Consider the following 13,097-nt stretch of genomic DNA (forward strand, 5'->3'; position numbering starts at 1 on the left):
ATTCCTCCTCTAGTTCCAACCTTTTGTATAAGACAAGCATACCAAACTCCCAGACAGAATGGAACTATAATCCTATATTTCTTTCTAACTGTTTATCTTTTCGTCATAAATTATCAATCTGTGTAAATATGCTGAACATCGGGAGTAGTATTGAAAGGACTATAGTCCCAACTAAACCTGCTAGTAAGACAATCATGAGTGGTTCAATCAATGCTTTCAGTCGATCGGTTGCCGCATCAACTTCTTTTTCGTAGAAATCTGCCACTTTTGCCAGCATCGTGTCGAGAGAACCGGTTTGTTCTCCAATTGCAATCATATGGGGAATTAATGGTGGGAATGCCCAGTGTCCGAGCATCGGCTCCGTGAGCGAGCCGCCCCGTTGCAATGATTCCCTTGATTCCGAAACAACACGGGAAACGACTTCATTTTCGACGATCCGTTCCGTCATCGAGAGTGATTGCAAAATGGGAACAGAACTCGAAAACAAAGAGCTGAGCGTCCGTGTCAATGTTGCGAGCGCGGATTTTTTGACGATATCGCCAAAGATCGGCATTCGCAGCAGCATCGTATCGAGCATGAATTTCCCATTCCGGTTCGATCTCATCATCAAAATAGTCACAACAATGGCCGCCACGAATAAAAAGAATACGTACCAATAATCGACCATGAAATCGCTCGCCTGTAAAACGAATTTCGTCAGCCATGGCAATTCTCCGCCTACACTGTCAAACAGGTCGACGAACATAGGCACCACAAATGTCAGTAAGAAAATTACAACGCCTATTGCCACAATGCCAACAACAATGGGATACGAAAGCGCTGATAACACCTTTTGCTTCAAACGATGTGCTTTCTCATAATGATCAGCGAGACGGTCGAGAGAATCGTCAACGGTTCCGGACATTTCTCCCGCTTCAATCATATTGATGACGAGTGGTTCAAATGCCTTTGGATGCTTGGCAAGCGCTGCGGATAATGAACCGCCCCCTCTCAGGTCATCCCCTATCGCAATCAATATCTTTTGAAACTGTTTTCCTTCCACTTGGAGGGATAAAATGCGGATGGATTCTACAATTGTAACCCCGGCCCTCAATAATGTGGAGAACTGGCGCAGAAACATGATGAACTGCGTCCGTTTGACAGGCCTGCCAAGATGAATCTCTTTCGTCAGCGCCGTCTCCGCAATTTCTTGCAGGTTTTTCACCCGTATCCCTTGGTTTTTAAGCTTTAATGCAGCTTCCCGCTTGTTTCCCGCCGTAATAACCCCAGTCCGGATCGATCGAGCGTCACGACCTTCATATTTAAAACGCGCCATTACGATTCATCACCTTCGAGATACGGCATCGCCATGTCATACGCAATGATCCCCTGATCGAGCAATTGTCTGACCGAAGAAGACATCATATGCATGCCCATGGCCCGGTTCGTTTGAATAACGTTTGGGATTTGATGGACTTTTTCGGATCGAATCAGGTTTGCGATTGCGGGATTGTTGATCATCAGTTCCGTCGCTGCCCTTCTTCCTGATTTATCAACTGTCGGAAATAAACGCTGCGATAGAACTGCCGTCAATACGCCGGCTAGCTGGACGCGGATCTGCGCCTGCTGGCCATGTGGAAACACATCAATGATCCGATCGATTGTGGAAGCAGCACTCCAAGTATGAAGTGTCGCCAGCACAAGATGCCCTGTTTCCGCTGCGGTAATTGCCGTTGATATCGTCTCTAAATCCCGCATCTCACCGACTAGAATGACGTCTGGATCCTGCCGGAGCGATGCTCGCAGCCCGGCAGCAAATGAATCGGTGTCAAAGCCTACCTCACGCTGATCAATAATTGATGCACTATGCGCGTGCACATACTCAATTGGATCTTCCAGTGTAATAATATGCTTACGCATCGTTTCATTAATGTAACGAAGCATTGAGGCTAGAGTCGTTGACTTCCCAGAACCGGTCGGCCCCGTGACAAGGATAAGTCCTTGAGGCGTGCCGGCGAGTGATTTGAGCACGCCAGGAAGTTGAAGTTCCTCAATTGTCGGGATTTTCGTCGGTATGGTCCGGAAGGCGATTGACACCGCCCCTCTTTGCTGAAACGCATTGACACGAAATCGAGAAACTCCTGAAACCTCGTACGAGTAATCAATCTGCCCGCTCGTTTTGAACGTTTCAAACAATTTACTGGGTATCGTCGTCTTGGCGACAAGTTCTGTAAAATCGCTATCCAATTCGTCTGTTCCATACCTTTTTAAATCGCCATGGATTCTAAATACAGGCGGCATCCCAATAGTCAAATGAATATCAGATGCTTTCAATTCAAAGGCTTTTGTCAATAGTTCATCAATTCTGTCTTTCATATTTGATACCCCTATTCAATCAAAGCTACACGCAAAACTTCTTCTGTCGTCGTGATGCCTTGCTGTACTTTATCCAGTCCATCGTCAATCAAGAAGATCGTGCCGCTCTGAATGGCGATTTCACGAAGCTTGGAAGGTGTTCCGCCGTTATTGATCACCTCGCGCATTTCATCCGTCAAGACAAGCACTTCATGAATGGCAATGCGACCGCGATATCCCGTCATGTTGCATGACGCACAACCAGGTCCCCGTACAATCGTTTCAATGGACTTGCCTCGTTTTGCAAAAATTTCCTTTTCCCGATTGGATGCGGGCATCGGCGCTCCGCAATCACGGCAAACGCGACGGATGAGCCGTTGCGCAACAATCGCGTTGACAGATGACGTGACAAGGAAAGGTTCGACACCCATATCGAGCAGCCTTGTGACCGATGCAATCGAGTCATTTGTATGAATCGTGCTAAGTACAAGATGCCCCGTGAGCGATGCCCGAATGGCAATTTCAACTGTCTCTCGGTCCCGGATTTCACCGACCATGACAATATCCGGATCTTGCCGGAGGATTGACCGGAGCCCAGCCGCAAAAGTCAGTCCTACCTGCGGATTCACCTGAATTTGGTTGATTCCTTCAAGCTGATACTCTACCGGATCTTCTACCGTAATCAGATTTACTTCCTCTTGGTTCAACCGGTTAAGTGCAGCATATAAAGTGGATGATTTCCCCGAGCCCGTCGGACCAGAAATCAACACAATGCCATTCGGCCGCTCAATTTGGTGTAAAAAACGTTCTAAATTCGTTTCACTGAATCCCAGTTTTGATAGATCATTTAAGGAGCTGCTTAAATCCAGAATACGCATAACAATCTTTTCCCCAAATACTGTAGGAAGCGTCGATACACGTAAATCAATCGGCCTAAAATCGATATTCACTTTAATTCGACCGTCTTGCGGAACCCGTTGCTCAGTAATATCAAGCCGGGACATGATTTTAATCCGCGCTGTCAGCATCGATTGCATATGCTTCGGCAAATAGCGCTCCGTATGAAGCAACCCATCAATACGAAAGCGGATCGCCACTTGATGTTCCTGCGGATCGATATGAATATCACTTGCTTTTTGGGTGATGGCAGATGAAAGCAATTGATTTACAAGCCGCACAATCGGCGAGTCCAGGTCGGTCAGTTCATCCTGCTGCTCACGCGTATCTTCGGGCTGGTCAATTAAAAAGTCTTCTAGTAAATCATCCTCGTAATACTTGGTGATTGTCCGCAAGATATCGTCTTTTGATGCAATTGCCGGTTCAATATGAAAACCTGTTGAAAGGCGCAAGTCATCAATGGATAAATAGTCCATTGGATCAGCCATTGCCACAAACAGCTTGTCTCCTTCAGCCTTTAGAGGAACGATTAAATTCCGTTTAGAAAACTCTTTCGGAACGATATTGAAGAGCTTTGGATCGAACGGATATCTGAACAAGTTGATGTGCGGGATCCCCAATTGAAACTCCAAAACTTCTATTAATTGTTGCTCGGTAATATAACCCCGTTGCAATAGTGAATCTCCAAGCTTCTGGTCGCGGGGTTTCTCTGCTAACGCCGTCTGAAGCTGTTCTTCCGTAATCAGGCCGGATTCCACAAGCAAATCCCCGAGCCGTTTTCGAGTTGTCGCCATACTTTATCTCCTCTCGATCACTTGTTGACCGGCATACCGCCCTTGTCATAAATGATGCCTTCCTGACTATCCGACTGTTGTCCATCCGATCCGGCGGAAGGAGTTACGGTGCTTGTTTGCCCTGAAGTCACTTCTTCCTGACTGCCACCGGTTTGTGTAGAAGGTGATTCAGAAGTCATTTCATTGCCACCTGGAACTGTTACTGTGTCAGAATCAGTTGTATCCACTGAGCTCCCAGTCTCTTTTTCATCTACTAGGGGGTGCAGTTCGACTCTAGGAAGAGGGGCGTAAAAATCTTTGGACACCGGTTCCATCTCCATTAAAACACCTTCTTGCTTCAACGCTCGCTGAACAATTGCTTCCAGTCCATCTTTACCTGGTTCCTTCTCAATAACCTGACCTGTTTGGATAAAAGCACTGAATTGCTTGATGATCCGCGGCTTGTAGGTATCAACCCGCTCTACGTAAGGTTCATACTCGTACACTAACGGCAACCCCTCAATGGAAAGCCGCAACTCATTTGCGTTCACTTCCGTACGCAAGATATAATCTGCTTTATTAGGATTCCGAAATGAAAATCCGATACCCAACCGGCGATTCACTGCGGCTTCAAATCCAGCTTCAATTGTAGGAGGAAGCGACGAGCTAATGGCCCGTTCCTCAATCGCAAAATTCGTTTGCAAAACCGCTTGATACAAGGTTGAAGAAAGAATCGTCAGCTCAGAGTCAGATAACGGGGCCACCGCCGCTTCCCCAAGTTCTTCCATCAAATCAAAAACTTGATGCCTTTTAATCTCCGCCCCGTCAAGATTCCGTATGGCTTCAACTAGAATGGGAGAAAGATGGTCCATCGAATGACTAGCCGACGCTACAATCGTCTGCTTCCGGTCAGCCTTTGTCATATAATCCGTTATGTACACAACATGCGGAAAAGTGGCACTCTGCATTTCTTCCATAATTCCCTGTGAAATCATTTCAATCGATTCCTTCGAAAACGAAATAGATTCGAATTGTTGCTCCAACACAGTCTCTAAACCATCTGCTGAAACAATCGAGTACAAGGGGTTTTCCTCACCAGGCTGCGCTTCCACTACAGATTTCTCTACATTAAAAGCTACTATTTCCTTCGGCACTTGAACTGTCTCATCTAAATACACGATCGACAGCTCCATCTCATCGTGAAGTGCGGTTACATCGGTTGCCAACTTGGCTTTCGCTTCACTGGCTGTTAAGCCGGAGATGTCGTATGGGCCGATGAAGGTGTGTGGTGGGAATGTTTTTGTAAATCGTAAATCGGAAGCAAAGACGGATGTTGAAATTAAAACAATAACCAAAGACACTACAACCGATAATATTATCGCTCTCTTTTTCAATTAGTTTCACCTTTTTCAATATCAAATAATAAGTCTCTGTAGTTAGTAATCAACCTGGATTAACGGAGGATCCCATTGCCCAACTTCATTTACACCATCCGTGCTATTCCCAGCTTTCACACCGCATTTTTGTTCCCATTCTAAATCAGAAATCTTTTCCTCACCTCTGTTTTTATTGATCTTACCTTTTACATATACATGACTGGATGATGGAATATTTACTCCATTTTGGACATTATAATCTCCACCAACGCAAACTAATGAATTCTCGCCTAGCCATAGATTAGTAGCAGAGAATTTATCTAAAGTGATAATTTTAAGGTTTTTATTGTCCTGTATATTACCAGAAGAAAAATCATCTTTACTAAATATTGTAATCCCTATATTCCCATAGATGTTATTAGAAGCAGTAAATTTACCGTTTGTCCAAATACTAATATCAGTATTTGATTGAATTACTTCTTTAGAATGAAAATCATCTTGACTAAAGATTTCAATACCATTATTTCCATACACTCTTTGTAATGTAATCTTTTTATTTGACTGCATGAATACATTCTTATTATCTTGTACAATGTCTGCTTTAATGTCATCTCTTGCTTTTATTACAAGGGATCCTGTTGTTTCATGAATCGAAGCAGAAGTAAATTTTTTATTCGATTCAATTATTACATTATTATTTCCTTTAAGTTGCCCAGAACTGAAATCATCCTTTGATAATATTGTTAGACCATTTTGAGTGCCATCGATCGAGCCGGACGTAAATTTCCCATGCGTATAAATTTGTACTCCTTCTTTATTATCTTTAAAATTGCCTATTGTAATATCATTTCCGGCAGTTAGTATGACCTTACCTTTGTTCTCTCCAACGTTTCCTACGACTACTAATTTGTTATTCGTGAGAATATCTATCTGCTTCTGATTACCATATAAATTACTGGATAAATTGATATCATCCATTCCGTGAATTGTTATATTACCTTTATTTCCTTGAACGTTAGAGGTATTAATTTTTTTATTACTACTAATAACAATAATATTGTTTTCATATAAATTATTTGTAGTAATATCATCCTCTGAGTTTATTTCAACTATACCTCCATTACTTTGAATAATACCCACGGATACTTTTCCAACCTTCTCTACCTTAAAACCATTCTTATTATTTTGTAATATGCCATTTGAAGAATCAAATTCACTTGTTATTTTTATGGGTGCAACATTATTTGAGGGAATATCTCTTATACTTAAAGCAGGCATTATAAAATCATTTTTCTCATTATTTGAATCTCCATCTTCTAGATCTATAAGCGGAGGTATTAGAAAATTCAAGGTTACTTCCAAGGCAGAATTTTTACCGTTTTGATATTTCCCTTCCACAAAGCCAGAGCCTTCAATGTAATTCTCCGCTTCATTCCAATCAAAAACAAATTCACTTTTCATAAAATCAACGTTTTTCGGCATTTCATCTTTTGTTCTTTCTAACACTTTGATAATATCTTCAGCAATATTATTTCTATATGTCTGAGCAAGTATAACAATATCCGCATTAGGTTCCTCTAAAGCAATCTTGAATTCTTCAATATTTTGCTTCCATATTTTCTCTCTCTCTTGAATAAACGTATTAGTATACAATGTAGAATAAAAGTCTACGCCCATTTCTGCAGCAACAACTGAAAGCTGATTATCATCCACAAGGTGTTCTTGCTTAGCATTACTTATAGAACCTCTCACAAAAACAGCAGTAACCGTCATAATCAAAACGACCAAAAAGAGGACAATGAGTAACGTATATCCACTTTGATTTTTAAGAAGTTTCATCTCACATGCCTCCTATCGCTTAGTCCTTTCATCAATACGGGAAATAGTAGTTTGCACTTTTATAGATGGTCCATTATTGTTATCACTATCTACTCTCACTGTTAAAAGGTAGGAAGGAGAGTATTGTGCTTCAGCTTCGTTCTTACTTTGTTTTGTATATATTTTTTCAGGTTGTCCTGACAACACATAGTTAAAGCCAGGGTTCGAATAAACCGAAATGATCTTCCCATTCCAGCAATCCTGGACTTCCCACGAACCACTGCTTTCTTGTTTTTTTATTTGATAACAGTCATATTTCCTATGTATGCGCTGAATATCTGTAATTATATAATTCGCATCTTGCTGCATTTGCAGTTTTTTCGTTTCTGTCACATTATATTTGATGCTGATCGAGACAGTAGTCCAGATGAGCAAGATAACAAGGGAAGATAAAAGGAGTGTTGCCAGCACTTCTACTAAAGTCATTCCATCCTGTTTTTTCAACACACCTTTCACCCCCTACCTATCTCCGATCATTCCCGCACATAACCGAACGTTTCGCTGACTGGCTTGTTTTCGTGCCCCAGCCTAAAAAATTTGATATGCACTTGGTATAAGGCGACTTGATCAGTCGCCTCTCCTTCTTTTTTCAAATCAGGATTCATTGTATATTCAAGTATCACTTTATAATCTTCTTCACTATCATCAGGTATAACACATATATCTGTCATTCCTTCGCATTCAGCCGGAATTCCCCTATCTTTTATTTCATCCAACTTACTCCGAGCCAAATTCATCGTCTCCAGCTTGCTTCCCGTCTTCTCATTAAAATTCGTCATCTGCGGAAATACCGTCATGAAGCCGACGAAGACGATTCCTAAAATAACAAGGGAGGCCAATATCTCCACTAGCGTCAAACCTCGTTCATTGTTGTGTACTCGTAAACGCTTCATGGAATTGCCCTCCCTTTGTTATCTCTTCCACTATTATTGTTGTTTAATCCTACAGATTACAGTTTCTTTACATTCCTATCAATCTTGTTACTTACAGCATACAAAACTTATCAAAACTTATCAACTTTTCTCGAATGCTAGTAAAAAAGATATAAAAAAAAGACCGGTTCCCCGGTCCTGGTTATACGACGGTATTGAACTGATTTTCTTCGTAGACGCCGACGCGGTTCCGGCCGGCCTGCTTTCCGCCGATGTAAAGTGCACGGTCGGCCTTGCGCAATAGGTCTTTTGCGTCGTTCGCATCAATTGGGATGGAGGCGACACCTGCGCTGATTGTCATTTGTACTTGGATTGCTTGCCTATCTGCCGTGAGATCCGGAATGATTCGGAAATCGGTTGCCATTACTTCGATCCGAATCGATTCTGCGATTTTGTAGGCCTGCTGTTTATCGACATCCGGCAGCAGCATGACAAATTCCTCTCCTCCGTAACGGGTGAGAGTCGCACCTTCCGCTACATGGCTTTTGAGCAGTTCCGCAAACGCGCAAAGCAGATCATTTCCACTTTGATGGCCAAAGGAATCATTAATTGATTTGAAATGGTCAATATCCAAAATGATAACGGACAACTGGCTAATATCTTTTGTATGAAACCGGATCATTTCCTCATCCATTTTCCGTTCCAAGTATCTGAAATTATGAAGTCCGGTTAAGCCGCATCGTTCACTCTTTTCCACTGTTTTCTCAAAATACATAGCTTTGTCGATAGATGCTATTAAGTATCCGGCCAGCACACCTATCATTTTAGTATGCAGCTCCGTGAATATGTAGCGGCTGCTTGCGGTGAGAATTAAAAAGCCTTCTGTCTTCGATCCTCGAAGTATCGGGGTGGTCATAACGGATTGAATGACCGGTGCAAAATGAAACTGTTCCAATTTGCTCATCATTTTTCGATTCGAATAAACACAGGTCGCCTCCGTGTCCAGTCCGTTCCCTGCAATGAGCCATTCTGGACAAGTGAACAGCTCCGCTTTCTCCACAATTTGACCATCCTCCACTACCCGCAGCATGACCAGCTTATCTTCTCTTAAATCAATAATATACGCATTCTCATAGGGGATAACTGTTTTGAGCTTACTAATAAATGTGTCCATCACATCTGCCACCCGCAGATTTTTAGCCAGTTGATGGCCGATCGCTGTGGCAGAGGTTAGTACGTCATGCAACCCTTCCGATTGCACATAGCGCCTTGTGATCAGCAATACCAGAATAAATGGAATGCCGATCAGCAAAAATGATTTATTATCCAAGAGTTCTGTCAGGAAACATAATGTAATGGCGAAAGGAAGAAGCAGTATCGTAATGACATAGTCTTTCATTGCAGAATCCCAAAAATCGATCGCCTTATATTTCACAAATTTAAAATAAGCCAGTAGCAGCAAGTTATTCATGACGGAATACGTTGACGCATACAAGAATCCGAACAACGCCAGCCTGCCGACAGATGGCTCGCCCACCGTTCCGCCTACTGCGTAATATACTGCCGCACTTGTAATTGAAACGATGGCAAAAATGACCGAGTTACCTGCGAATCTCATTATTTTAGATGTTGAGGAACGGTCCGAAAATAAGAGAAGAAAGACACCAAACTGGATAAAAAGAAATTCAACTGCTAAACCATAGTGGAAAAACACATAAAATAATACCCACCGGTCCAGACTCAATGAAACACTGTTCAAACGAACTGGCAGCATCATAATGAGTGCATACACAACTAAATTAAACCCAATATCGAACCAATTTAACTTTTCAAGCGGGAAGTAATGGATGCTGACATACAATACAGACGGGAAAAGCAACAACCACAACGTTAATATGACTCTCTTTTGCATCGCAGAATATTGCATTCCCATCCTCCTTTCGTCATCTCACATATTGTGCCACTCGGTCCCGGCCCGCCTGCTTCGCGCCAATGTACAGAGCACGGTCCGCATTCCGCAACAGAGTCATCGCTTCGTCCGCGTCATCCGGAGCTGCAGATACGCCAATACTTGAAGTAATGAATACATCAACTTGCCGTTTATCTTCACTTAAATCAGGAATGATCGCAAATGGCGTAGCTTTGATTTGCTGCCGTAATGCTTCTGCAAAAATATAAGCCTCATCCTTCTGTTTATTTGGAAGCAAGACTAAAAATTCTTCGCCCCCGTACCTGCCGACCGTCGCGCCTTCCGGTTTAACCTGATCTAACAGCTGCGCAAAACTCGCAAGAATATCATTTCCACTTTGATGCCCATACGTGTCATTGACTTGTTTAAAATGGTCGATGTCCACCATGACGAGGGAGAGTGAACTAAGATCCCCTCTGTCAAGCTTTTTCATGTCGCCGGACAACTTATCTTCCAGATATTTATAGTTATAGAGCTTCGTCAATGCGCATTTCTCACTCTTCGCCAGAGCTTCTTGCATATATCTCGCTTTGTCGAGCGACACGATAAAGTAAGAGCCTAGCAAATCTAAAATCTTCAGCTGATATTCCTTAAATGCCTTTCTTCTTCTTGAGCCGAGCAGAAGAATGAATTCCACTTCATCATGGTGGGAAATCGGTACACATAAAATACTTTCCAAATCGAGCGGTGCGAAGTGCAGTGCGATATCTTCCCACTCGGATCTTCGCCGGTATATAACAGGCTCTGTTTTGGAGAGGACACTTCCAGCGATTCCTTGGCCAATTTGGAACGATTCAAATCCATTGTCTATGAAGCGATCGTCTTCCAAAACCCTCACTTGCTCCAACCATTGTCCATGACTTTTGAACAAGTACACATGATCCGACTGAAACAGGACACTTACTTTTTGGATGAATTGATCCCGGACTTGCTGGACATTTGATATGCCGGCCAATTCGTTTCCGATCTCACCCGCCCTTTTCAAGTCACTGTTCACACGCTCCGATTTACTATATTGACGGATGATCGTCACTGTCGCCAGATACGGAATGCCAATCAGAGCAAACGCACTTTCCCCAATGACCTCAAGTAAAAAGTACAGCGTTAAGGAAATTGGAAGCAGAAGAACGACGCTTCCATATTCAAAGGCAATATCACGTAACGTAAAAACTGATGAACTCCTGCTATACTTGAAATAGATTTTAAGTATCGATAAATTAGCAACTGTATAAAACAGCCGGTAGACAGCGAGGCTGACGAGGGCGATTCCAAAATGCCTCGTACCGATATCACCGCCGATAAAAAAGAATCCGAAAGCCGCAACAGCCGAAGTGATCATGACCATCGATGAATTAATGAAATACCTCTTTATGAACGGCAATGAACTTTTTTGCACGGTCAATGTAGCGAAAAGCGCCAGCTGGCTAATGAACATTTCAACGAACAGTCCATACTCCAGAAATACGGCCATCGTCACCCACATCGTCAATGAAATAGGTTTACCATTGAATTTCACAATGAAAGAAGAAGTCAATAATGCCATGACCGTGTAAAGAATGAGCCGGAGCCAATCGAATGACTGCGGAGAAAAATTTGCCCATGCCAAATAGAGTCCAGAAGGAACAATGAGCAGCCAACAAAAGAAATAAATAAGTATATGATCTCTCTTCTGGGACATTTCTCATTTCCTCCTTACCTAGTTGCACGAGCCCTTAATTTATTTTACATGATTCCCAATTCATTACACAAAATGAACTTCCATCCTCATTTTAACTTATAGTAGTCCAAAAGACTAGTGATAAGATACAGTGAGCCTGCAACTATTTTCTTCCTAGTATTTCCTCTTGTTAGTATTATAGAATCAGTTTCCAATTTTGTCACCCTTTTTGTACTATACCGACAACTTTCCATCAGCTGTTCTGCCGAAGCGGCTTGTGGATGCGGAAAGGAGATAAACGTAAAAGACTCCGCCACGGGAATCAGTTCATCCAGGGTCTTTTGAATATCTTTGGTTTGCAGCATTCCAACTACAAAATCAACTTTTTCTCCAGGGAACTCTGTCCGGATCGTATCAGCCAGCGCTTTAGCTGCAGCCGGATTATGCGCACCATCCAGAAATACCCCCTCGCTAATTTCCTGAAACCTGAACGGAAGCTGTGCTTTGGCAATGGCGGCTGCGACGGATGACTGCTCCAGTTTAATTCCCGCCTGCAACAGCGCTTCCAACGCAATCGCCGCGTTCCTTGCCTGGTGTGGACCTTTCATCCTCCTCGTTTGCCATTCGAATGAAGCAGAGCCCACGAAACGTTCCGTTTCCCCTGTCTCCACTGTAAAGTCCACTCCGAAGCAACTCCAAGGGCTATCCAGTTCCCCTGCTCTCTGTCTGATCACAATTTCTGCATCAACCGGCAAACTTCCCGTTACGACAGGCACCCGCTCCTTCATAATGCCCGCTTTATGGCCCGCAATTTCGGTAAGTGTCGTTCCGAGGAACCCTTCATGGTCCAGCGCGATCGGCGTAATGACAGAAACGAGCGGCGTCACTACGTTTGTGCTGTCCAGCTCCCCTCCCATCCCGCATTCCAGCAAGACATAATCGGGTGCATTTTGTTGAAACACCAAGAATGCGGCAACTGTCAGCAGCTCAAAATCTGTGACTAAGTCGCTTAGACCCTTTTCCTTCATGCAACGAAATGCTTCGTCCAGCTCCGTTCTGCTTACCGGCAGACCGTCTAATCTGATTTGGTCATGCAGATCGACAAGCGCCGGAGAAGAGAATACTCCAGTCCGAAAGCCGTGCTCTTGTAATACGGCTTCCATGAAGGCGACTGTGGAACCTTTCCCATTTGTCCCAGCCACATGAATGATTTTCAACCCTTTTTCCGGATTTCCGACACGCCTCAACGCCTCTTTCACATGATCTAGCCCCGGTTTTATCTCTCTATCACTACGAATGTCCCATCGCTCTTTATATTCATCCAATTTTGGAATCAATTGA

General features: G+C 43.1%; 10 protein-coding genes. All 10 read right to left on the reverse strand.

From position 1 onward, the window contains the following. Positions 1-103: 103 nt before the first annotated feature. On the reverse strand, positions 104-1,315 hold the full coding sequence (locus tag ACSW3C_RS01065) for a type II secretion system F family protein (RefSeq protein WP_486560399.1): 1,212 nt from the start codon (positions 1,313-1,315) through the stop codon (positions 104-106). Beyond that, positions 1,315-2,355, reverse strand: a complete 1,041-nt coding sequence (locus ACSW3C_RS01070; RefSeq protein ID WP_486560401.1) for a type IV pilus twitching motility protein PilT — start codon at positions 2,353-2,355, stop codon at positions 1,315-1,317. The genes ACSW3C_RS01065 and ACSW3C_RS01070 overlap by 1 nt, the downstream gene beginning before the upstream one ends. An 11-nt stretch (positions 2,356-2,366) precedes the next feature. Then, positions 2,367-4,025: a GspE/PulE family protein gene (locus ACSW3C_RS01075; RefSeq protein ID WP_486560402.1), complete on the reverse strand. Its 1,659-nt coding sequence runs from the start codon at positions 4,023-4,025 to the stop codon at positions 2,367-2,369. Between the two features lie 17 nt (positions 4,026-4,042). Next, positions 4,043-5,398: a VanW family protein gene (locus ACSW3C_RS01080; protein WP_486560404.1), complete on the reverse strand. Its 1,356-nt coding sequence runs from the start codon at positions 5,396-5,398 to the stop codon at positions 4,043-4,045. A 42-nt stretch (positions 5,399-5,440) separates the two neighbouring features. Then, positions 5,441-7,219: a hypothetical protein gene (locus ACSW3C_RS01085; RefSeq protein WP_486560405.1), complete on the reverse strand. Its 1,779-nt coding sequence runs from the start codon at positions 7,217-7,219 to the stop codon at positions 5,441-5,443. A gap of 12 nt (positions 7,220-7,231) precedes the next feature. Next, positions 7,232-7,705 (reverse strand): prepilin-type N-terminal cleavage/methylation domain-containing protein, encoded by a 474-nt coding sequence (locus ACSW3C_RS01090; protein WP_486560406.1) that lies wholly within the window; start codon positions 7,703-7,705, stop codon positions 7,232-7,234. A 26-nt stretch (positions 7,706-7,731) separates the two neighbouring features. After that, positions 7,732-8,151: a type IV pilus modification PilV family protein gene (locus ACSW3C_RS01095; RefSeq protein ID WP_486560408.1), complete on the reverse strand. Its 420-nt coding sequence runs from the start codon at positions 8,149-8,151 to the stop codon at positions 7,732-7,734. Positions 8,152-8,332: 181 nt separating this feature from the next. Further along, complete coding sequence (locus tag ACSW3C_RS01100) at positions 8,333-10,057, reverse strand: sensor domain-containing diguanylate cyclase (protein WP_486560410.1); 1,725 nt, start codon at positions 10,055-10,057, stop codon at positions 8,333-8,335. A gap of 16 nt (positions 10,058-10,073) precedes the next feature. Then, on the reverse strand, positions 10,074-11,777 hold the full coding sequence (locus ACSW3C_RS01105; RefSeq protein WP_486560411.1) for a GGDEF domain-containing protein: 1,704 nt from the start codon (positions 11,775-11,777) through the stop codon (positions 10,074-10,076). Positions 11,778-11,863: 86 nt separating this feature from the next. After that, the gene (locus ACSW3C_RS01110) at positions 11,864-13,093 is read right to left on the reverse strand and encodes a bifunctional folylpolyglutamate synthase/dihydrofolate synthase (RefSeq protein ID WP_486560412.1); all 1,230 of its coding nucleotides are present in this window, start codon (positions 13,091-13,093) and stop codon (positions 11,864-11,866) included. Positions 13,094-13,097: the final 4 nt, after the last annotated feature.

Source organism: Sporosarcina sp. AD_1 (assembly GCF_057373025.1).

Coding starts and splice junctions, on each gene's coding strand:
- ACSW3C_RS01065 (WP_486560399.1), bottom strand. CDS start 1,315: ATGGCGCGTTTTAAATATGAAGGTCGTGACGCTCGATCGATCCGGACT.
- ACSW3C_RS01070 (WP_486560401.1), bottom strand. CDS start 2,355: ATGAAAGACAGAATTGATGAACTATTGACAAAAGCCTTTGAATTGAAA.
- ACSW3C_RS01075 (WP_486560402.1), bottom strand. CDS start 4,025: ATGGCGACAACTCGAAAACGGCTCGGGGATTTGCTTGTGGAATCCGGC.
- ACSW3C_RS01085 (WP_486560405.1), bottom strand. CDS start 7,219: ATGAAACTTCTTAAAAATCAAAGTGGATATACGTTACTCATTGTCCTC.
- ACSW3C_RS01095 (WP_486560408.1), bottom strand. CDS start 8,151: ATGAAGCGTTTACGAGTACACAACAATGAACGAGGTTTGACGCTAGTG.
- ACSW3C_RS01100 (WP_486560410.1), bottom strand. CDS start 10,057: ATGCAATATTCTGCGATGCAAAAGAGAGTCATATTAACGTTGTGGTTG.
- ACSW3C_RS01105 (WP_486560411.1), bottom strand. CDS start 11,777: ATGTCCCAGAAGAGAGATCATATACTTATTTATTTCTTTTGTTGGCTG.